The organism is Xanthobacter pseudotagetidis (assembly GCF_043194795.2).
Lineage (GTDB): Bacteria > Pseudomonadota > Alphaproteobacteria > Rhizobiales > Xanthobacteraceae > Xanthobacter > Xanthobacter tagetidis_A.
In genome coordinates this window covers 2,506,008-2,526,291 of record NZ_CM195534.1, presented here as the reverse complement: position 1 = coordinate 2,526,291, position 20,284 = coordinate 2,506,008, and the positions used below count along the sequence as shown (strand labels likewise).

The 20,284-nt window shown below is 71.9% G+C and carries 15 protein-coding genes and 1 tRNA gene; 11 read left to right on the top strand and 5 right to left on the bottom strand.

Annotated features, from left to right (window positions below; translation table 11 throughout):
• The first annotated feature begins 82 nt into the window (after window positions 1-82).
• The 7 genes from V5F67_RS11520 (at window position 83) to V5F67_RS11490 (ending at window position 7,921) form a co-directional block, all read left to right on the top strand.
• A tRNA-Asn gene (locus tag V5F67_RS11520) sits at window positions 83-158 on the top strand.
• Between the two features lie 434 nt (window positions 159-592).
• Window positions 593-1,513 carry an AAA family ATPase gene (locus V5F67_RS11515; RefSeq protein ID WP_394017825.1) on the top strand — a complete coding sequence of 307 codons (921 nt, stop codon included), beginning with the start codon at window positions 593-595 and terminating at the stop codon, window positions 1,511-1,513.
• Between the two features lie 19 nt (window positions 1,514-1,532).
• Window positions 1,533-2,495, top strand: a complete 963-nt coding sequence (locus V5F67_RS11510) for a DUF58 domain-containing protein (RefSeq protein ID WP_394017698.1) — start codon at window positions 1,533-1,535, stop codon at window positions 2,493-2,495.
• Window positions 2,492-3,028 (top strand): DUF4381 domain-containing protein, encoded by a 537-nt coding sequence (locus V5F67_RS11505; RefSeq protein WP_394017699.1) that lies wholly within the window; start codon window positions 2,492-2,494, stop codon window positions 3,026-3,028. Before V5F67_RS11510 ends, V5F67_RS11505 begins: the two co-directional genes overlap by 4 nt.
• On the top strand, window positions 3,025-4,071 hold the full coding sequence (locus V5F67_RS11500) for a vWA domain-containing protein (RefSeq protein ID WP_394017700.1): 1,047 nt from the start codon (window positions 3,025-3,027) through the stop codon (window positions 4,069-4,071). The genes V5F67_RS11505 and V5F67_RS11500 overlap by 4 nt, the downstream gene beginning before the upstream one ends.
• The gene (locus V5F67_RS11495; protein WP_394017701.1) at window positions 4,068-6,113 is read left to right on the top strand and encodes a VWA domain-containing protein; all 2,046 of its coding nucleotides are present in this window, start codon (window positions 4,068-4,070) and stop codon (window positions 6,111-6,113) included. Before V5F67_RS11500 ends, V5F67_RS11495 begins: the two co-directional genes overlap by 4 nt.
• The gene (locus V5F67_RS11490) at window positions 6,110-7,921 is read left to right on the top strand and encodes a BatD family protein (RefSeq protein WP_394017702.1); all 1,812 of its coding nucleotides are present in this window, start codon (window positions 6,110-6,112) and stop codon (window positions 7,919-7,921) included. Before V5F67_RS11495 ends, V5F67_RS11490 begins: the two co-directional genes overlap by 4 nt.
• Here V5F67_RS11490 and V5F67_RS11485 read toward each other — a convergent pair.
• The 4 genes from V5F67_RS11485 to V5F67_RS11470 form a co-directional block, all read right to left on the bottom strand.
• On the bottom strand, window positions 7,906-9,966 hold the full coding sequence (locus V5F67_RS11485) for a sensor histidine kinase (RefSeq protein ID WP_394017703.1): 2,061 nt from the start codon (window positions 9,964-9,966) through the stop codon (window positions 7,906-7,908). The two genes, V5F67_RS11490 and V5F67_RS11485, sit on opposite strands and share 16 nt — an antisense overlap.
• Window positions 9,959-11,341, bottom strand: coding sequence for a sigma-54-dependent transcriptional regulator (locus tag V5F67_RS11480; RefSeq protein ID WP_394017704.1), 1,383 nt, complete (start codon window positions 11,339-11,341; stop codon window positions 9,959-9,961). The genes V5F67_RS11485 and V5F67_RS11480 overlap by 8 nt, the downstream gene beginning before the upstream one ends.
• 257 nt (window positions 11,342-11,598) lie before the next feature.
• A complete protein-coding gene (locus V5F67_RS11475; protein ID WP_394017705.1) occupies window positions 11,599-13,305 on the bottom strand; it encodes an OFA family MFS transporter in 1,707 nt (568 codons plus the stop codon).
• A gap of 212 nt (window positions 13,306-13,517) precedes the next feature.
• Complete coding sequence (locus V5F67_RS11470; protein WP_394017706.1) at window positions 13,518-14,447, bottom strand: helix-turn-helix transcriptional regulator; 930 nt, start codon at window positions 14,445-14,447, stop codon at window positions 13,518-13,520.
• 291 nt (window positions 14,448-14,738) lie between these two features.
• Between V5F67_RS11470 and V5F67_RS11465 the strand changes: the two genes are divergently transcribed.
• From V5F67_RS11465 to V5F67_RS11450, 4 genes are all read left to right on the top strand, one after another.
• Window positions 14,739-16,970 (top strand): TonB-dependent receptor, encoded by a 2,232-nt coding sequence (locus V5F67_RS11465; protein ID WP_394017707.1) that lies wholly within the window; start codon window positions 14,739-14,741, stop codon window positions 16,968-16,970.
• Window positions 16,970-17,344 carry a hypothetical protein gene (locus tag V5F67_RS11460; RefSeq protein ID WP_394017708.1) on the top strand — a complete coding sequence of 125 codons (375 nt, stop codon included), beginning with the start codon at window positions 16,970-16,972 and terminating at the stop codon, window positions 17,342-17,344. The genes V5F67_RS11465 and V5F67_RS11460 overlap by 1 nt, the downstream gene beginning before the upstream one ends.
• Window positions 17,341-18,588 carry an MFS transporter gene (locus V5F67_RS11455; RefSeq protein ID WP_394017709.1) on the top strand — a complete coding sequence of 416 codons (1,248 nt, stop codon included), beginning with the start codon at window positions 17,341-17,343 and terminating at the stop codon, window positions 18,586-18,588. Before V5F67_RS11460 ends, V5F67_RS11455 begins: the two co-directional genes overlap by 4 nt.
• 72 nt (window positions 18,589-18,660) lie before the next feature.
• Window positions 18,661-19,200, top strand: coding sequence for a hypothetical protein (locus tag V5F67_RS11450; RefSeq protein ID WP_394017710.1), 540 nt, complete (start codon window positions 18,661-18,663; stop codon window positions 19,198-19,200).
• Window positions 19,201-19,206: 6 nt separating this feature from the next.
• On the opposite strand, the gene V5F67_RS11445 is transcribed toward V5F67_RS11450, so the two are convergent.
• Window positions 19,207-20,043, bottom strand: a complete 837-nt coding sequence (locus V5F67_RS11445; protein WP_394017711.1) for a GntR family transcriptional regulator — start codon at window positions 20,041-20,043, stop codon at window positions 19,207-19,209.
• Between the last annotated feature and the right edge of the window lie 241 nt (window positions 20,044-20,284).

The window sequence follows — 20,284 nt, the reverse complement described above, 5'->3', positions numbered from 1 at the left end:
CGGGCGGGAAAAAGATCGCCGTGGCGCTTCACATTCCGGCGCGCCGTTGCTATATGGCGCGCCTCGGCCGCGAGCGGCCTGATCCCCGATAGCTCAGTTGGTAGAGCGTTCGACTGTTAATCGAATGGTCGCAGGTTCGAGTCCTGCTCGGGGAGCCATCTTCCACATCATCCCGGTCCAGATCATCCCGATCGACGGCTTGGCGGCAGCGCTGCCCATCGCCGGACGATCGCGCGCCCGGTCAAGGCCGTCGCGCCCCAAGCGCAGCACGATGAGCCTGGGAGACGGGACGCGGGATGGCCTGCCGGCGCGCAGGGGCCCGCGTTTTTCCGGCCCGCCGACCGAATTCGGCCACGGAACCGCGACAAAAGGGCAGTTCCGCTGAGCCGGGTGTCTCACGAACGATGCGGCGGCTTGCGCGGCGCCCCGCTTGTGGCGGTATAAGCTCTGCGACCGGAGCCCTCTTCCGCTGGACCAGACCCGCACGATGAATTCGAGCCACGACCCCGCCTTCGCCCGCGACGCCGCCCGTGCCGCTGCGTCACATGACGCCGAGGGCCTGCGGCGCGCCTTCCTGCGGCTCGCCGACCACATGAACAGCTGCATCCTCGGCCAGCGGGCGTTCGTCGAATTGCTCCTGGTGGCGGTGCTCGCCGACGGCCACCTCCTGGTGGAGGGCGCGCCGGGCCTTGCCAAGACCAAGGCCATCAAGGCGCTCGCCAAGGCCATCGACTGCGACGACCAGCGCATCCAGTTCACGCCCGACCTGCTGCCCTCCGACCTCACCGGCACCGACATCTACCGGCCCGAGGACGGCAGCTTCAATTTCCAGCCCGGCCCGGTGTTCCACAACTTCATCCTCGCCGACGAGATCAACCGCGCCCCCGCCAAGGTGCAGGCGGCGCTGCTGGAGGCCATGGCGGAACGTCAGGTGACGGTGGGCGGGGTGACCTATGCCCTGCCGAAGCTGTTCCTCGTCATGGCGACGCAGAACCCGATCGAGCAGGAGGGCACCTATCCTTTGCCCGAGGCGCAGCTCGACCGCTTCCTGCTGCAGGTGAAGCTCGGCTATCCGGACCTCGCCGCCGAGCGCGCGATCCTGCGCCTCGTGCGCGGCGAGCAGACCGGCGAGGTGGTCTCCTTCGGCGAGCCCTTGCCCCAGGCCACCATCTTCGCGGCACGCCAGCAGGCGCTCGCCACCTATATGTCGGAGGCGGTGGAGGAGTATCTGCTCCAGTTCGTGTTCGCGACCCGCAACCCCGAGCTCTACGGCGACGAGCTCGCCGGCACGGTGGCCTTCGGCGCCAGCCCGCGCGGCACCATCGCCCTCGACCGCTGCGCCCGCGTCCACGCCTGGCTGCGCGGGCGCGACTACGTCACCCCCGAGGACGTGCAGGCGATCGCCAAGGCGACCCTGCGCCACCGGGTGCTGCTGACCTTCGAGGCGCAGGCCGACGGGCTCGACACCGACCGGTTCCTCGATCTGCTCATCGCCCGCGTGCCGGTGGGCTGAGCGCAAGGCGCGGGGGCCGATGAGCGAGATCCGCAAGACCGCCTCCTACGGCCTCGTGGCCGGGCTCGACGAGCTGATCGCCGCCCGTCCCGGCGGCGACGGCGGCAGCTTCTCGCCCGGCACGCGGGTGCGCACGCGCCAGCTCGGCGGCTACCGCTCCACCTTCCGCGGCCGCGGCATGGAGTTCGACGAGGTGCGCGCCTATCAGCCGGGCGACGACATCCGCACCATCGACTGGCGCGTCACCGCCCGCACCGGGCGCACCCACACCAAGCTGTTCCAGGAGGAGCGCGAGCGGCCGGTCCTGATCCTCGCCGACATGCGCGCCCGCATGCGCTTCGGCACGCGCGACTGCTTCAAGTCGGTGCTGGCGGCGCGGGCGGCGGCGATCCTGGGATGGACCTGCGCCGCCGAGGGCGACCGGGTGGGCGGGGTGGTGATGACGCCCTTCTCGGTCGCCTCCCACCGGCCGGAGCGCAGCCGCACCGGCCTGCTGCGCTTCATGAAGGCGCTCGCCGACGGCACCCGCGAGGGCTTCGGCCGGCCGGCGCCGAAGGAGGAGCCGCGCCTTGCCGACGCGCTGCTGCGGCTGCGGGCGGCGGCGCGGCCGGGCACGCTGATCTTCCTCGTCAGCGACTTCCACGACTTCGACGAGGCGGCGGCGCGCGAGCTCGGCCGCCTCGCGCTTCAGTCCCAGGTGGCGAACCTGTTCGTCCATGACCGCCTGGAGGCGGCCATGCCCGAGCGCGGCGCCTACCCGATCTCGGACGGCTCCGCCGTCGCCACCCTCGACGCCGACCGGCCGGCGACGCGCGAGGACTACGCCCGCCGCTTCGCCGCGCGCCGGGCCGCGGTCGAGCACGCAGCTCACCAGCGCGGCATGGCCTTCGTGCCGCTGGAGACCGGCTGCGACCTGAAGGAGGCGCTCCACCCCGAGCGCATGGGGCGCGCCCGCGCGCCGGCGCGGAGCCCGGCGGCATGACGGACACGCCGTTCTCCTCGCCCTTCGGCCAGCCGACGGCGCCGGTATTCGACCGCGACGCGGCGTTCGATCCCATGTCGGCGCTGCGCGACATCCATCTGCCGGACCCGGTGGGCTGGTGGCCGCTCGCGCCCGGCTGGTGGATGCTCGCCGGCCTCATGGTGGTTCTCGCCGCCATCGCGGCGCTGCTCGAATGGCGCCGGCGCCAGACGCTGGCCTACCAGGCCGCGCGCGCGCTCGACGCCATCGCCCGCGACCGCGACCGCTTCGCCGACGCCCGGGCGGTGGCCGCCGAGGCGGCGCTCCTCATGCGCCGGGTGCTGGTGACGCGCGAGGGCCGTCCGCAGGCCGCGGCGCTGACCGGTCCGGACTGGCGGCGCCTGCTCGGCGAGGGCAAGGGCGCCATGCCGGAGCAGGTCCACGCGTTCCTCGCGGACGCGCCCTATCTGCCGCCAGGGCTGCCCGACGCCGACAGCGTCGACCGGGCGCTGGTGGTCAGAAGCGTGCGCCGCTGGCTCCGGAGCAACGCATGATCGCGTTCCAGTGGCTCTGGGCCTTCGCGCTCCTGCCCTTGCCGCTGCTGATGCGCTGGCTGATGCCGCGCACCCGGCAGCCGCGCTCCGGCGCGCTCCGGGTTCCGTTCTATGACGACCTCGCCGCCGCCGGCCTCGCCACGCGCGGCGCCCGCCGCGCCAGGGCGCTGCGCCTCCTGCTGCTGTGGCTCATCTGGGGCCTGCTGGTGAGCGCGGCGGCCCGCCCGGCCTATCTCGGCAAGCCGGTGGCGATCCCGGTGGCCGGGCGCGACCTGATGATGGCGGTGGACCTGTCCGGCTCCATGGCGCGGGACGACCTCGCCCTCGGCGGGGCGCTGGTGGCGGACCGGCTCACCGTGGTGAAGTCGGTGGTCGACGAGTTCCTCGCCCGCCGCAAGGGCGACCGGGTGGGCCTGATCCTGTTCGGCAGCCGGGCCTATCTGCAGGCGCCGCTCACCTTCGACCGCAAGGTGGTGCGCGAGCTGCTCGCCGGCTCCGCCATCGGCCTCGCCGGCCCGGAGACGGCCATCGGCGATGCCATCGCGCTGGCGGTGAAGACGTTGCGCACCCGTCCGGAAGGGCAAAGGGTGCTGATCCTGCTCACCGACGGCGCCAGCAATTCCGGCATGCTCGATCCCATCGACGCGGCGGGGCTGGCGCGGCAGGCCGGCGTCAAGATCTACACCATCGGCGTCGGCGCCGACCGCATGCCGGGCGGCCTCGGCTTCGGCCAGAGGATCGTCAACCCGTCCGCCGACCTCGACGAGGAGGCGCTGCAGCAGATCGCCGACCTCACCGGCGGGCGCTATTTCCGCGGCCGCGACGGGCGCGGCCTCGCCGCCATCTATGACGACATCCAGCGCATGGAGCCGGTGGCGGGCGACCCGCTCTATCTCACCCCCACCGTGTCGCTGTTCCAGTGGCCGCTGGGGGCCGCGTTGGTGCTGAGCCTGGCCTTCGCCGCCGTCCTCGCCCGCCCGCGCCTCTCGGGGCGCCCGGCGGCCGAGGCCGCGCCGGCACCGGCCGAGGCCGCGCGGCCATGATCCCGGCGGGCTTCCACTTCCTGCGGCCGGAATGGCTGCTCGCTCTGGTGCCGGCGGCGCTGCTGGCGGTGCTCGCCTGGCGGCGCATCGGCACCGGCGGCAATGCCTGGGCGACGCTCGTGGACGCCCACCTGCTGCGCCACCTCGCCTTGGGCGCCGAGCGCGGCACCCGCAAATGGCCGGTGGCGGTGCTGCTCGCCGGCTGGGTGCTGGCGAGCCTCGCCATGGCCGGCCCGGCCTGGCGCCAGCTGCCGACGCCGGCGCTCGACCGTCTCGATCCGACCGTGATCGTGCTCAGCCTCGCCCAGTCCATGAACGCGCAGGACCAGAGCCCCACGCGCTTCGGCGCCGCCCGCCACAAGGTGGAGGACATCCTGAGGCGCATGCGCGGCGGGCAGATGGGGCTGGTGATCTATTCGGACCGGCCGTTCGTCGCCGCCCCGCTCACCGAGGACGCCCGCGTCATCGGCCTGATGGTGCCCGAGCTCGCCACCGACCTGATGCCGGTGCTGAACGACCGGCCGGACCTCGCCATCGCCAAGGCCGTGGAGCTGCTCCAGGGCGCCGACGCCCCCGCCGGCCGGATCGTGCTCATCACCGATGGCGCCGGCGACGATGCCAAGCGCACCGAGGCGGCCGCCGCGGCGGCCGCCAAGGCGGGCTACCAGGTGAGCGTGATCGGCGTCGGCGGCGAGGCCGAGACGCCGTACCTGATCTATGACGGCACCGCCCTGCGGACCAAGGAAGGCACGGCGGTCACCACCCGCCTCGATGCCGCCGGCCTCGCCCGGGTCGCGGCGGCGGGCGGCGGCGCGTTCACTCCGGCCCGGGTGGACGGCGCCGACCTCGACCGCATCTATGCGGCGCGCCTCGGCCGGCCGGTGGAGGACCTCTTGAAGCAGAGCGGCCTCAGCGCCGACCAGTGGGAGGACATGGGGCCGTTCCTGCTGCTCGGCGTGCTGCTCATCGCCCCCCTCGCCTTCCGGCGCGGCTGGATCGCGGTGCTGCTGGCGGCGCTGCCGCTGCTCGGCGCGCCGCTGGGGCGGGAGGCGCGCGCCGCCGACGCGCTTTCCGCCGAAGGCTGGCGCGACCTGTGGCGGACCCCGGACCAGCAGGGAGCGGACGCCTTCGCCCGGCAGGACTATGCGGCCGCCGCCGGGCATTTCGAGGACCCGGCCTGGCGCGCCGGCGCGCTCTACCGCGCCGGGGACTATGCGGCGGCGGCGGACGCCTACGCCCGCATTCCGGGGGGCGACTACAACCGCGGCAACGCGCTCGCCCGCGCCGGCAAGCTGGAAGAGGCCATCGCCGCCTACGACACGGCGCTGGAAGCCGACCCGAAGCACCAGGACGCGGCCTACAACCGCGAGCTCCTGCGCAAGCTGCTCGAAAAGGAGGAGCAGCAGAAGCAGCAGCAAGGCGAGGGCGGCGGTTCGGGCAAGGATCAGTCCCAGGGCGGCGGCCAGGATAAGGACAAGGGCAAGGACAGCCAGCAAGGCCAGAACAACCAGCAAGGCAAGGACGGCCAGCAGAAGCCGGACCAGGGCAAGCAGGACCAGGATAAGAAGGAACAGGACCAGCAGAAGCAGAGCGGGGACCGGAAGCCGCCCGAGCCGCCCCAGAACACGAAGGCCGACGACAAGAACAAGGACGACCGGAAGGATCAGGACAAGAAGGACCCCGGCAAGGATCAGGCGGACCAGGCCCCGCCCAAGCCGGAGCCGTCCAAGCCGGAGCCGTCCAAGCCCGAGCCCCAGAAGCCCGATCCGCAGAAGGCCGGCGGGCAGACGCCGCCGTCGCCCCCTCCGCCGCCGCCCGGACGGCAGGCGGGACCGCAGCCGCCCGCGCCGCAGCCGCAGCAGGCGCCGCCGCCCGAGGCCCCGCCCCCCGCCGCCGCGGCGGCGCTCGCGCGCGCCAAGGCCGAGGAGGACCAGACCAAGGAGCAGATGCTGCGCATGGTCCCGGACGATCCGGTCGGCCTGCTGCGCGCGCGCATCCGCAACCACTATTTCGGCACCCCGCCGGCTCCGGTGCCGCAATGAGCCGCGCCTTTCCCCTCGCCTGCGCCGCCGCGCGCGCGCTCGCCCTCGGCCTCGTGCTCCTCGCCGCCCCCGCCACCGGCGCCGCCCTGCTGACCGGCGCGGTGGACCACGACTTCATGGGCGCCAACGAGACCTTCAACTACGTGCTCAGCCTCTCCGGCGGCGACGGCCGCGAGCCGCCGGACCTCTCCCCCCTCACCCGGGATTTCGACATCGTCGACCGCACCCGCCGCAGCCGGACCGACGACGTGGGCGGGCGGCCGGTGGACGTGAACGAGTGGGTGATGACGCTGGCGCCGAAGCGCACCGGCGTCCTCACCGTGCCCGGCCTGACCGTGAAGGGGCAGACGTCGGCGCCGCTCAAGGTCCAGGTGGTGCCGGCCGTGCCCGTGGAGCCGCCCGCCGACGACCAGCCGCTGTTCGCGCGCGTCGACGCCGGCGACGTCGGCCCCTACGCCCAGAGCCTGGTGCCGGTGGCGATCCGCATCTTCGACAGCGTCGGCATGCGCTCCGGGCGCTTCGGCGAGCTGAAGGCGGACGGCGCCTCCTTCACCCCGGAAGGCAAGCAGCGGGTCTATTTCCGCACCATCGGCGGCAAGCGCTACGGCGTCGTGGAGCAGAGCTTCCTGATGCAGCCGCAGAAGAGCGGGCGGATCGAGATCGAGCCGCTGACGGTGAACGTCACCCTGCCCGCGCGCACCAATCCCGCCGCCTCGGCGATGCCGAACCTGCTCGGCCGCGGCAACATCCCCACGCTCCAGAGCGAGGACATGGCGCTCCAGGCGCGCCCCGTCACCATCGACGTGAAGCCGCGCCCCGAGGGGGCCGAAGGCTGGTTCCTGCCGGCGCGCTCGGTCAGCCTGACGCAGCAATGGTCCGCGCCGCCGGAGCGGGCGAAGGTGGGGGCGACGCTCACCCGCACCATCCGCCTCAAGGCGCGGGGCGCGAGCCCCAACCAGCTGCCGCCGCTGCCGGTGGCGGACGTGGAGGGCGTGCGCCAGTACCAGGACGACAGCCAGACCGGCCGCGTCACGCTCGACGGCGAGAGCGGCGCGGAGCTGGTGCAGACCCTTTCCGTCGTGCCGACCCGCCCGGGCGCCTTCACCCTGCCGGCTGTCGAGGTGGGCTGGTGGAACGTCGCCGCCGGCCGCCAGGAGCGGGCGACGCTGCCGCCAGTGACGCTCGAGGTGGCGCCGGAAGGAGGCGCGACCCCCTTCGGCGCCGGCACCGCGGCGCCGGCCGCTTCCGCCGCGCCGCCCGCAAGCGCGCCGGAGGCGCCCCAGACGCCGCCCGAGACGCCCGGCCCCGACCTCGCGGAGATGCTCGACCGCGTGCCGGTCTATGCCTGGCCGGCCGCCGCGGCCATCCTCCTCCTGGCGCTGGCCGCCCTGGTGCTGCGGCGGCGAACGGCGCGCCGCCGCGCGGCCCGCGCTGCGGCGGCCGGTCCCACGGGCCGGCGCTTCGCGCCCGCTCCAGCCCCGCGGCCGGCGCGGTCGCCCGCCCGCCCGTTCGCGAGCGCCGAGGCCGCCGAGGCGGCGCTGATCCGCGCCTGCAAGGACGCGGACGCGCCCGGCGCCCATGCCGCCTTCCTCGTCTGGCTGCGCCTCGCGCCCGGCGCCGAAGGCCTGCGCACGCCGCGCATGGCCCATGCGGTGCGCGATCTCTACCACGCGCTCTACCGCGCCGAGGCCCCGGCCTGGAAGGGCCGCGACTTCCTCTCCGCCTTCCGCGCCGAGCAGGCGGCCCGGCGCAAGGCCGGGCGCGGGGCGCGCCGCGCCCGCATCGATCCGCTCTACCCCGCCGGCTGAGCCGGCGCCTGCGGCAGCCAGAAGGAGAAGCAGGCGCCCCGGCCCGGCGGGCTCGAGACCGCCATCGTGCCTCCCGCCCGCTCCACCAGCGTGTAGGAGATGGACAGGCCGAGGCCGGTGCCGCCCTGCGGCTTGGTGGTGAAGAACGGGTCGAACACCCGCTCGATGCGCCCGGGCGGGATGCCCGCGCCCGTGTCCTCCACCTCCACCTGGACGCCCGGCTGGCCGTTGTGCGCGGCATCCATGGTGCGCAGGATCAAGGTGCCGCCATCGGGCATGGCATGGATCGCGTTGACCATCAGGTTGATCAGGACCTGCTGCATCTCCACCCGGTTCATCAGCACCAGGCGCCGCGCGGCGTCGGCGCGCACCACGGCGATCTCGCTGCGCGAGAGCAGGTGCTGCACCAGCACCAGGGCATCCGAGACCACCTCGCGGGGCGCCACCGGGTCGAGATGGCCGGCGAACTCGGCGGGGCGCGCGAACTGCAGCAGCTTCGAGACGATGATGGTGATGCGGTGCACCTGCTGGTCGATGAGGTTGAACTCGGTCCTGACCGGCGCCGCCGCCGGCCCCAGAACCTCGCGCGCCACGTCCAGGTTGCCCTGGATCACCGCCACCGGATTGTTGATCTCGTGCGCCACCCCGGCGGTGATCTCGCCGATGGCGGCGAGCTTCTCCGACATCACGAGCTGGCGCTGGGTCTCCGCCAGCTCCGCATTGGCCGCCCTGAGCTCGGCGGTGCGCTCGGCGACGCGGCGGTCGAGCTCCTCGGTCCAGCGCCGAAGCTCGGCGTCGCGCTGCTGGAGCAGGTCCAGCATGGCGTCGAGATGGTGCGCCACGCGGCCGATCTCGTCCTCGGTGGCGGCGACGCCGGTGCGGGCGGAGAGCTGGCCCGCCTCCACCTCGGCGATGGTGGCGTTCATCGCCTCGATGGGCCGGAAGATGGCGGCGGACCAGCGCAGCAGAACCGGGATCGCCACCAGCGCCACCAGCAGGAAGCCGACGCCCACCGCCATCAGGCTGGTGCGCTTCAAAGCGAGGAACGGCGCCTCCAGGAAGCCCACATAGAGCATGCCGATGCGCCGGCCGCGGCTGTCCACCACCGGCTCGTAGGCGGAGATGTACCAGTCGTTGACGACGAAGGCGCGGTCGCGCCACACGCGGCCCTGGCCGAGCACCGCGTCGCGCACCTCCTGCGAGACGCGGGTGCCGAGCGCCCGGCGGCCCTCGAACAGCCGCACGTTGGTGGAGACCCGCACGTCCTCCACGAACAGCGTCGCGGTGCCGGCCGAGCCTTCGGGCAGGCTGCCGGAGCCGTAGACGAGGTCGTTGATGGTGTCGATGAAGTCGAGGTTCTGGTTCAGCAGCGTGCCGCCCATGAGCGCGCCGTGCCCGCCCGCCGCGCCCGGGGGCAGCACGACCGGCGTGCCCGACTGCACCACCATGCCCCGGTCCTCTGCCGCGCGCGCGGTCGGCGCCGCGCCGGGCGTTGGAACGAGGGCGATGTGCGCGCGCCGCGCAAGGTCCGGAGACAGGCGCTCGAGCTCGGCGGCGCCGAAGATGTCGATCTCGGTGGAGGCCTCCCCGTCCAGCGCGCGCCGCTCCACCGGCCACAGCTCGCCGCTGGCGCCGCCCTTGGCGCTCGCCGGGGCGGCGGCGATGCGCCGGCCGTCGGCGTCAAGCAGATAGAGGAAGTCGAGCCCCAGCGCGCGCCGCCGCGTCTCCAGGAACTCCGCCATCGCCGCCGCGTCGCCGGTCTGCGCCATGTCGGCGAAGGCGACCGAATCGCCCAGCGCGTGCAGCTTCTCGTCGGAGCGCTCCATGAGGCGGTCGAGATACTGGCGGGCGATGGTGAGGTCGCCCGTCACCTTGGAGATGAGCAGGTTGTCGAACTGCCGGGTCCACCAGGTGACCACCAGCCCCAGGACCGCCGGCAGGATGATGAGCGTCGGCAGGAGCGCGATGGCGAGCAGGCGCACCCGCACCGAGCGCAGGCGCCGCAGCACCCCGCCGGAGGCGGCGGGATCGGCGGCCTCAGCCATTCCAGGCCTTCAGCTTGCGGTCCAGCGTCTTGCGCGAGACGCCGAGGCGGCGCGCGGCCTCGGCCCGGTTGCCGCCGGCCTCGCCGAGCACCTTCAGCATGTGCGCCTTCTCCACCGCGTCGAGCGCCTGGGGAAAGGCCTCCTCGTCCTCCTGGGCGTCGTCGTCCGGCACCACGTCGCGCGGAAAGTCGCCGAGGATCAGCGAGCGCTCGATCACGTTGCGCAGCTCGCGCACGTTGCCGGGCCATGGATAGCGGGCGAGCGCGCCGAGCACGCCGTCGGTGAGGTCGAGCGGGGCGACGCCCAGCAGCGCGCTCAGCTCGGCCATGAACAGGCGCGCCAGCGGCGCCACGTCCGCCGCCCGCTCGCGCAGCGGGGAAAGATGGATGTTCACCACGTTCAGCCGGTAGTAGAGATCCTGTCGGAAGCGCCCGGCCGCCACCTGCTCGGTGAGGTTGGCGTTGGTGGCGGCGACCAGGCGCACGTCCACCGGGATCTCGCGCTCCGCGCCCACCGGGCGCACCTTCTTGTCCTCGATCACGCGCAGGAGCTTCGACTGCATGGCGGGCGGCAGCTCGCCCACCTCGTCGAGGAACAGCGTGCCGCCCTGGGCGTAGAAGAACAGACCCTCGCGGGAGGAGGCGGCGCCGGTGAAGGCGCCCTTCAGGTGCCCGAACAATTCGCTCTCGATGATCTCGGGGGCGATGGCGGCGCAGTTCACCGGCACGAACGGCTTGCCGGCCCGCGGCGAGACCGCGTGGAGCGCGCGCGCGGTGACCTCCTTGCCGGTGCCGGATTCGCCCGTCACCAGCACCGTGGTGGGCATGGGGCCGACCCGCTCGATCATGGCGCGCACGGCGCCGGTGGACGGGCTCTCCCCCGCCATCATGTGCGCGGCGCCGCCGGGCAGCGCGTTGAGCGCGCGCCGCAGCACGAAGTTCTCGCGCATCAGCCGCGCCCGGTCGAGGCAGCGGGCGATGGCGTTGAGGATCTGGTTGGAGCGGAACGGCTTCAGCACGAAGTCCGCCGCCCCCGCGCGCAGCGCCTTGATGGCGGTGTCGAGGTCGGCGAACGCGGTGATGAGGATCACCTCGCGGTAGAAGCCCGAGCCGCGCAGGTCCTCCAGCCATTCGAGGCCGGTGCGCCCGGCCATCACGTTGTCGAGGATGATGAGGTCGAAGGGCGTCGCCTCCAGAAGCCGCGAGGCGCCGGCCACGTCGCCCGCCTCGGCCACGTGGCGGCACCGGGTGGAGAGCATGCGCACCAGGAAGTTCCGCATGCCGGGCTCGTCGTCCACCACCAGGATGGAGGCGCCGGCGAGGTGCGGGCTGAAAGCGATGTCTTCGGCGGCGGCGGGAACGGCAGCGGTGGTCATGGGCTTGGAAACCGTCGATCTCGGACCCTCGCCGTCACGCGACAAAGGTCGTCCTCGAAAGACGATCGGCCCGAGCCTCAATCGGCCGGCGTCTCGCCCTTCCTCCCGATGCCTCGGGACCGCGCGGGACGCGGGCCTCCGGCATCTCGACAATCAATCGCGCAAATCAGGCGGGTGATCAAACGGCGAAGGCGCGTGCCCCGCCCCGTCAGGGGTGCGGGGCACGCAGGCGGGAGCCGGGAGGGCTCGCAGCCGGATCACTGGAACAGGATCACCGCCTTCTGCAGCGTGATCCAGACGCCCCACGCCAGCGGCAGGCCCACCGCGAGCCAGGCCGCGACCACGAGGGCGAGCGGCGTCGAGCCCGAGGCGACCGGCGTCGAGCCGCCCCCGGAGGCGGCGACCACGCCGTCCTTGGCCTCCTCCTCGAAGTCCTCGAAGTCGGCGTGGACCGCATCCTCCTCGGCCGCCTTCGCGGCGGCGCCGGGCTTCTTGAGCTGGGCGTCGGTCATGTAGAGGTGCTCGGCCACCGGCTTCACCAGCAGGTTGGCGACGAGGCCGAGCACCAGCAGGCCGGCGAGGATGTACATGGTCTGGTCGTAGGCCGCCGCCTGCGGCACGCCGGAAGCGATCTGGTACTCGCGCAGATAGTTCACCAGCACCGGTCCGAGCACGCCGGCGGTGGCCCAGGCGGTGAGCAGCCGGCCGTGGATGGCGCCCACCATGTGGGTGCCGAAGATGTCGGCGAGATAGGCCGGGATGGTGGCGAAGCCGCCGCCATACATGGACAGGATGATGCAGAAGGCGGCGACGAACAGCACCACCGAGCCCATGTGCGCCGTGGTCGGCACCATCGCGTAGAGCGCGAAGCCGAGCACGAAGAACACCACATAGGTCATCTTGCGCCCGAGCCGGTCGGAGAACGACGCCCAGGCGAAACGGCCGCCGATGTTGCACAGGCTGAGCAGGCCGGTGAAGCCGGCGGCGATGGCAGCGATCTGCGCCTTCTGCGAAGCGTCGAGCTGGGAGAAGGTGAGGTCGAGGCCGATCAGCTTGCCGCCGAACACCTCCTGCAGCATGGGCGAGGCCATGCCGATGACGCCGATGCCGGCCGACACGTTGAGGCACAGAACCGCCCACAGCAGCCAGAACTGCGGCGTCTTCCAGGCCACGTCCAGGTGCACGTGGCGGTGGGTGACGAGCGCGTTGGCGGCCGGCTTGGGCGGCGTCCAGCCCTTGGGCGCCCAGCCCTCGCGCGGCACCCGGTAGCCGAGCGCGCCGCCCACCATGAACACGAAGTAGATGGCGGCCATCACCAGGAAGGTCTGCCACACGCCCACCGAGGTGGGGGTGGCGAAGTGCTGCATCAGCATGTTGGCGAGCGGGGCGCCGATCATGGCGCCGCCGCCGAAGCCCATGATGGCCATGCCGGTGGCCATGCCGCGACGGTCCGGGAACCACTTGATCAGGGTCGAGACCGGCGAGATGTAGCCGAGGCCGAGGCCGATGCCGCCGATCACGCCGGAGCCGAGCCATAGCATCCAGATCTGGTGCAGGTAGACGCCCAGCGCCGAGATCACGAGACCGCCGCACCAGCAGAAGGCGGAGACGAGGCCGGCCTTGCGCGGGCCGGCATGCTCCAGCCAGCCGCCCCAGACGGCGGCGGACGAGCCGAGCAGCACGAAGAACAGGGTGTACATCCACCCGAGCGAGGAGATCTGCCAGTCGCACGAGGTGGCGAACATGGCGGCGATGGCGCTCATGTCGGCCGGACAGGCGATCGGCTTGGTGATGCCCACGGCGCGCGAGAGCGGCAGCCAGAACACGCTGAAGCCATAGGCCATGCCGATGCACAGGTGAATGGCGAGGGCGGCGGGCGGGACCAGCCAACGGTTGAATCCGGCCGCGGCGACGGTGCGCTCGCGGCTCAGGAAGGGCGGCGGCGCCAAAGTGGTGACGGACATGTCTCCTCCTGCGTTTTCTTGCTTGGCGCAGGCCTGAGGCGCGCGCTGCATCGCCGCCTAAGCAAGAGCAGGGCCAGAGATTTTTCGGTCGATAGATCAAGCAAATGATGTCATCGGCCGCCGCCATGCTGGACATTTTGTCCGGCCGGCGGGCGGCGGCGGTGGACAAGTCGACCCTCCCACCCGCCGCACGGATCGACGCGCCGGCCGCCTCAGCCGCCGCGGCGAAAGGCGGAGGGGGTCATGCCGAAGCGGGCGCGGAAGGTGCGGTTGAAATAGGACAGGTCGCCGAAGCCGCTTTCGAACGCGACCGCGCTCACCGGCCGCGCGCGGTCCGGCCCCGCCGCCGCGAGCGCCTCGCGCGCGGCCAGCAGGCGCTGCTCCAGCACGTAGGCGGAGAAGGTGGTGCCCTCCGCCTGGAACTGCTTCTGGATCGCGCGCGGCGTCACGCCCATGAGCCGCGCCACCATGTCGAGGCCGAGGTCGCGCCGCTTGAGGTGCGGGGCGATGGTGCCCTTCAGCGCCGCGAGCCGGTCCGGCGCGGGGGCCTCGTCGTCGGGGAAGAATACCACCCGCGCGAGATCGCGCATGTGCGCGCTCGCCAGCGCCGCGTGGCGCTCGCTCTTGAGCGGAATCAGGCCCTGCATCACCGCGCCGGCATAGTGGACCAGCAGCAGCAGGCTCGCCTCGTCGGCGGCGGCGAGCGGCAGCGGGCCGGGCGCGCCCTCGGCCTCCCAGATGTCGGCGGGCATCAGCAGGTGATCGACCCGCGTGCCGTCGCCGGCCGTGTAGGAGAAGGGCAGCGCGAGCGACAGCAGCGCCCCCTGGCGATCCTCCAGCACGATACGGCGCCCGCACTGCTCCACCGGAAGCCGCCCGCCCACCGGCCGCAGCAGGATGAAGCCGGCCGCCTCGCGCGACGGCGCGCGGCGGGCGAAGCGGGCGCCGGCGGCAAAGCAGGTGGCGAGGCGCGCGCCCGGCAGCGCCACCCACAGCATGCGGACGTTGAAGGCGCCGGGCGCGGAGACCTCGATGTCCACGTCGGCCAGGGCGGCCCGAAAGGCGCGGGCGAACTCGGCCGGCCGCTCGGTGCTCGGCAGTCCGGCCCCGTCGAACCAGGCGGGCGAAAAGGCATCGCGCATAGTAGAATTCTTCTAAATCGTTGCCGAATTACGACAGCATTGTGATTATCACCCGCAGTTCGCTCCAGTCCATCTTTTCCGGCGTCGCAGTCCAAGACATGCAGAACATGCTGGCGGCATGAAAGCTGTACGCGGTCCGAGGCCGACTTGTGATTTCAAGCGGCCAAGGAAGTTCCCTTTTCAGAACGACTTAAAACTGCGGGCGGACACATGCCTCGTTCTTCCATGCCTCGTTCTTCGATGCCTCGTGCTTCATTCGGTTCCTTGACGCCCTGCGCCGTTGGCGCGGGCGTGCTCGTATCATCCCTTCTGGCGGTGCTCGCCGCCGCTCCCGCCGCCCGGGCGCAGGACGCCCAGGCGGCCGGCCAGAGCGAGGAGATCAGCCTCGACACGCTGGTGGTGACGGCGGCGCGCGCCGAGCGCCCGATCGCCGACGTGCCGCAGACGGTGCGGGTGATCGACCAGGCCGAGATCCAGGAGCAGCTGGAGCTCACCAACAACGCCGCCGCGGTGCTGGCGAAGCTCATCCCCGGCTATTCGCCCTCCACCCAGACCATCTCCAGCGCCTCCGAGAACTTCCGCGGCCGCGACCTGCTGGTGATGATCGACGGCGTGCCGCAGAACACGCCGCTGCGCAACGTCTCGCGCATCCTGCCGCTGATCGACCTCAACGCGGTGGAGCGGATCGAGGTGGTGGCCGGCGCCTCCAGCCTCTACGGCTCGGGCGCCACGGGCGGCACGGTGAACTTCATCATGAAGCGGCCGCAGGACGGCAAGCCGCAGGTCTCCATCAACACCGCGCTGCGCCTCTTCACCGCCGACCCCGGCAACTCGCTGGCGCCGGAGGTCTCGGCCACCGTCACCGGCGGCTCGAAGACCGGCTTCGACTACATCTTCACCGGCACCGGCACGTTCGCCGACCGCACCTATGACGGCGCCGGCAACGAGCTGCCCTCCGACGGCATGCTGGGCCAGGGCGGCGGCGACCGCTTCGGGCGCGGCAACTTCTTCGGCAAGATCGGCTACAATTTCGATCCCACCAAGCGCTTCGAGGTCTCCGCCGGCTGGACCTACCTGGAGCAGAACCCGCAGTGGATGACCCGCTACGGCCTGCCCTATGCCCAGCCAGACTTCGGCAACTTCTACACCGGCATGCCGGTGCTGGAGGACACCAAGACGGTGAGCGCGAAGTACACCGACAGCGCCTTCGCCCTCGGCAACCTCTCGCTGATGGCCTACTACAACGACGTGAAGAAGCGCTTCAATTTCTCCGACTTCAGCATCGACTATAACGGCGCGGTCTACTATTCGGGCAACCTCGGAAATCCCACCTCGCCCTACAATCAGAGCGAACTCTATTCCGAGCGCACCGGCCTCAACCTCACCATCGACACGCCGCTCTCGTTCCTGAAGGGCGCCACCTTCACCTGGGGCGGCGACATCGTCCACGACGACACCTGGCAGACGCTGACCAACGGCCAGAACATCTTCACCCCGCTCTCGCAGATGAGCTATGCCGCCTTCGGCCAGCTCCAGGTGCCGATCGGCGAGAAGATCGTGGTGCGCGCCGGCGCCCGCTACGAGCTGCTCGACCTCACGGTGGAGGACTTCGTGCGCCCGCCGGTGTTCATCGGCTTCTCGGGGCTCGGCTACGCGGTGCTGCCGGACCTGCCGGTGACCGGCGGCCAGTACCAGTATTCCGCCCCCACCTTCAACGTGGGCGCCACCTACAAGCTCACCGAGACCAGCGAGCTCTATGGCGGCTTCAGCCAGGGATTCGCGCTGCCGGACATCGGCGCCTTCACCCGCCGCGCCGGCGCCTCGGGGGCGGCGGAGATCCTCTATTACGGCTGCTACGTCGGCACGGGGCCGTTCCCGCCGGTGAACTACAGCTGCCCGAAGCAGCGCACGCTCTCCTATGACGACCTCGGCATCGAGGCGCAGATCGTCAACAACTGGGAGCTGGGCATCCGCGGCAGCGTCGGCCGGTTCCGCGGCAGCCTCGCCGGCTACTACTCCACCTCGGACCAGGGGGTGAACTTCGTCGCCTCAACCAACACCGTGTCGCAGACCAAGGAAGTCATCTACGGCGTGGAGGCGACCGCCGAGTACCAGGTGAACGACCAGTTCACCGTCGGCGCCAACGGCACGTTCCGGGAAGGCAAGTGGGACAGCGACGACGACGGCGTGATCGACGCCTTCCTGCCCAACAACCGCATCGCGACGCCGGTGCGCGGCACCTTCTGGGGCCAGTATGCGTTCCAGACCGGCACCATCGTGCGCCTGGAGATGGAGGGCTGGTCCGGCCGCGACGTGTTCGACGGCACCGGCGTCTATGTGATCGACAGCGGCTATACCTTCAACGCCGCGATCAGCCACCCGTTCGGCGGCGGCCTCGCTTACGCCTCGGTCAGCAACCTGCTGGACGCGCAGTACGAGAACCCCTCCGCCACCGCCACCCGCAACCTGCCCGTCATGGCCTGGGGGCGCACCGTGACGCTCGGCTACCGCAAGACCTTCTGATGGTGCGCCTCGACGAGGAAGACGGAAGCCTCCTGGTGCTGCGCTTCCACCAGCCCTATGCGGAGGGCGACGAAGAGGCCTATCTCGCCGGCCTCGACGCCATCGCCGCGCACGCGCGCCCGTTCCGCCTCATGACCATGTTCGGCGGCGGGCCGGCGCTCTCGCGCCAGGGCGAGCGGGCGCAGGCCCTGTGGTTCAAGGCCACCCGGTCGCGGATCGACGGCCTGTGCCGGGCCTGCGCCATCGTGCGGCCCAACGCGGGGGAGGAAATGGCGCGCGTGTTCCGCCGGCTGTGGTCGTTCCCTCTCATCGCCACGCCGGACGAGGCGGAGGCCCGCGCCTTCCTCGCCCGCCATGGAGAGGGGGCCCCGTGAGCCCGCGCGCCGCTCTCCCCGCTGCGGCCGCAGGCACGGCCGCCACCGGCGCCATCGGCCGGTGGCGGCTGTTCGTGGTTCTGGCCGGGCTCTATCTCGCCCAGTCGATCCCGAGCTACCTGCTGGTGGCGGCGATCCCGCCCATCATGCGCGAGCAGGGCGTCTCGCGCACTGCCATCGGCATGCTCTCGGTGCTGATGCTGCCTCTGGTGCTGAAGTTCCTGTGGGCGCCCTACGTGGACCGCTTCCGCCCCATCTCCGGGCTGCACCGGGCGGGCTGGGTGCTCATCACCCAGTCGCTGACGGTGCTGGCGATCGCCGCCTTCGCGCTGATCGCGCCCACCGACGTGTGGGCGTTCCTGGCGCTCGGCATGGCGCTGGCGCTGTTCATCTCCACCCAGGACATCGCCACCGACGGCTATGCCACCCGCCGCCTGGCGCCGGAGGACCGCCCGTTCGGCAACGCCATCCAGGGCGGGGCGGTGGCGCTGGGCGTGGTGATCGGCGGCACGGGAAGCCTCGTCATCTACCACCATTTCGGCTGGCAGCCGATGATCTGGACCATGGCGGCGCTCTCGCTGCTGCCGCTCGCCTCCGCCTTCGCCATGCGCGAGGACGACGTGACGCCGGCCCCGAGCGCGCCGCGCGCCTCGCTGAAGGCTTTCTTCGCCCGTCCCGAGGCGCGCGAGGTGCTGGTGATCGCGCTCGTCTACCGGGCGAGCGAGGGCCTGGTGAAGGCGATGGAGGGCCCCTACCTCGTCGACCGGGGCGTGCCGCTCGACATCGTCGGCTATCTCTCCGGCGGCGCGGCGGCCACCGCCGGGCTGATCGGCTCGGGCGTCGCGGCATTCCTGATGGTGCGTCTCGGCACGGCACCGGTGCTGACCCTGCTCGGCACCCTGCGCACCGTGTGCTTCGCTTTGTTCGCGCTCCATGCCTTCGACATCGTCACCGGCTGGACCGCCCTGTTCGGGGCGGCGGCGTTCCAGACCCTGATCCGCTACATGGAGATCGTCGCGCTCTATTCGCTGTTCATGGCCGCCTCGTCCAGGGACCAGCCGGGCACCGACTTCACCATCCTCGCCTGCGCGCAATTGGTGGTCTATCTCGCCGGCTCGTTCGTGGCCGGGGCGATCGCCGACCGGCTCGGCTACGGCACGCTGTTCGCACTCGCCGCGCTGCTCTCGCTCGCCGCCGTGGTGGACACGCGCCGCCGGCTCGAAGCCCGCGCGGCGCGGGCCTGAAGCGCCCTGCCCCGGTCGCGTGACCGCGACGTCGGTGCTATGTCTCGGCCGCGGACCAACCGGGAGGGCGAGATGGCGGACGGCATGTCGAACGGCGGCGCGGGGCACCATGCGGGCTTCTGGCTGCGCGAGCTGCCCTATCTCGCCATCCTGCTGCTCACGGTCGGCGGCGTCGCCTATGTGAGCATGGAGCGCACGCCCATCGTGCCGTTCTGGGAGCTCGTGGCGGTGGCGAGCTGCGCCGCCTGCATCTATGCCGGCTGGGCCGATGCCGCCGACAAGGAGGCCCGCTGGCACCTGGTGTGGACCCAGCTGCTGCACTGGGGCGCCTTCCTCGGCGCCATGAACCTCGTCTTCCTGCCGAGCGTGCAGGCGGTGGCCGATGCGGATTCCACCAGCCTGTTCCTGCTCCTGCTGCTGGCGCTCGGCACCTTCGTCTCCGGCGTCCACACCTCGTCCTGGCGCATGGGGCTGAACGGCGTGGTGATGGGCCTGTGCGTGCCGGCGGTGGCGTGGCTCGACCAGTCGGCGCTGTTCGTCGCCCTGGTCGCGCTGGTGATCGTGACCGCCGGCGCCGGGATCATGTGGGGCTATTTCAAGCTCAAGGGCTGAGGCGCCTCAGGCGCCGGCTGCCGTCCGGCGGCGCGACGCCGGGGCGCCGCGGGCGGCCTTCGCCGCCGGCCTGGAGGGCGCCGCGGCGGCGGCCTTGCCCGCCTCGGCCACCGCGACGCTCGCCGGCCTCTTGGCGCCCCTGCCCCGCGACGATTGCCTGGCCTCGGCCTCGGCCTTCGCCATCTCCGAGCGGATCTGGTCGGCCAGCTTGCGGATGTGGGCGCGCGCCTCGCGTTCGGCCGCGTCCGGATCGCCGGCCTCGAGGGCGGCGATGATCAGCGAATGGTCGTCGGTGGCCTGCGGCAGCCGCATGGGCATGGACTGGCGCTGCAGGCGCATCACCCGCATGCGGGCGAAGATGGACTGGAGCAGCTCCTCGATCACCTTGTTCTGGGCGATCTCCGCCACCTTGTCGTGAAAGGCGAGCGCCGTGGCGTAATAGCCTTCGATATTGCCGTCCTCGAAGCTGCGCCGCTGCTCGTCGACGCCGCGCTTCAGCGCCGCCACCTGGGCGGCGGTGATGCGCTGGGCGGCGAGGCGCGCGGCCATGCCCTCCAGCACCTCGCGGGCCTCGTAGATGTCGAGCGCCCGGCGCGGGTCGTACTCGATGAGATAGACGCCCTGGCGCGGCACGATCTCGACGATGCCTTCCGCCTCCAGGCGGTTGATCGCCCCCCACAGCGGCGTGCGGCTGACGCCGAGGCCGCGGCTCAGCTCCTCGACGCTGACCTTGTCGCCGGGATTGTACTGGTCCCCGTTGAGGAACAGATCACGGACATAGGTGTAGGCATCTTCGCTGAGATTGGAGCGCTTGAGCTTCTTCACCGCCGATTCCCGCTTCATGCTTCATATCAGGTCTATCCACCTCGCGCCGGCCACTCAAGCGCGAGTTTCAACATCTTACCCGGATTCGTGATCGCCGCTGCATAGATCGCAGGCATCTGCCCGCCAACGAGGCGCGGCGCTGCCGATTTGTGCCGTGGATGAACTCCGGCCGCCGGCACCGCGTCCCGCGCCGGCGCCCGCCGCCGATCGAGCGCCTGCAAGCCGCCCCGCTGGGTTTCCGGCATGCCCGCGGAACCGG

What these genes read in the sequence shown, in the direction of transcription:
- V5F67_RS11515 (WP_394017825.1), top strand. Translation starts at nt 593, where the DNA reads ATGAACAGCTGCATCCTCGGCCAGCGGGCGTTCGTCGAATTGCTCCTG.
- V5F67_RS11510 (WP_394017698.1), top strand. Translation starts at nt 1,533, where the DNA reads ATGAGCGAGATCCGCAAGACCGCCTCCTACGGCCTCGTGGCCGGGCTC.
- V5F67_RS11505 (WP_394017699.1), top strand. Translation starts at nt 2,492, where the DNA reads ATGACGGACACGCCGTTCTCCTCGCCCTTCGGCCAGCCGACGGCGCCG.
- V5F67_RS11500 (WP_394017700.1), top strand. Translation starts at nt 3,025, where the DNA reads ATGATCGCGTTCCAGTGGCTCTGGGCCTTCGCGCTCCTGCCCTTGCCG.
- V5F67_RS11495 (WP_394017701.1), top strand. Translation starts at nt 4,068, where the DNA reads ATGATCCCGGCGGGCTTCCACTTCCTGCGGCCGGAATGGCTGCTCGCT.
- V5F67_RS11490 (WP_394017702.1), top strand. Translation starts at nt 6,110, where the DNA reads ATGAGCCGCGCCTTTCCCCTCGCCTGCGCCGCCGCGCGCGCGCTCGCC.
- V5F67_RS11485 (WP_394017703.1), bottom strand. Translation starts at nt 9,966, where the DNA reads ATGGCTGAGGCCGCCGATCCCGCCGCCTCCGGCGGGGTGCTGCGGCGC.
- V5F67_RS11480 (WP_394017704.1), bottom strand. Translation starts at nt 11,341, where the DNA reads ATGACCACCGCTGCCGTTCCCGCCGCCGCCGAAGACATCGCTTTCAGC.
- V5F67_RS11475 (WP_394017705.1), bottom strand. Translation starts at nt 13,305, where the DNA reads ATGTCCGTCACCACTTTGGCGCCGCCGCCCTTCCTGAGCCGCGAGCGC.
- V5F67_RS11470 (WP_394017706.1), bottom strand. Translation starts at nt 14,447, where the DNA reads ATGCGCGATGCCTTTTCGCCCGCCTGGTTCGACGGGGCCGGACTGCCG.
- V5F67_RS11460 (WP_394017708.1), top strand. Translation starts at nt 16,970, where the DNA reads ATGGTGCGCCTCGACGAGGAAGACGGAAGCCTCCTGGTGCTGCGCTTC.
- V5F67_RS11450 (WP_394017710.1), top strand. Translation starts at nt 18,661, where the DNA reads ATGGCGGACGGCATGTCGAACGGCGGCGCGGGGCACCATGCGGGCTTC.
- V5F67_RS11445 (WP_394017711.1), bottom strand. Translation starts at nt 20,043, where the DNA reads ATGAAGCGGGAATCGGCGGTGAAGAAGCTCAAGCGCTCCAATCTCAGC.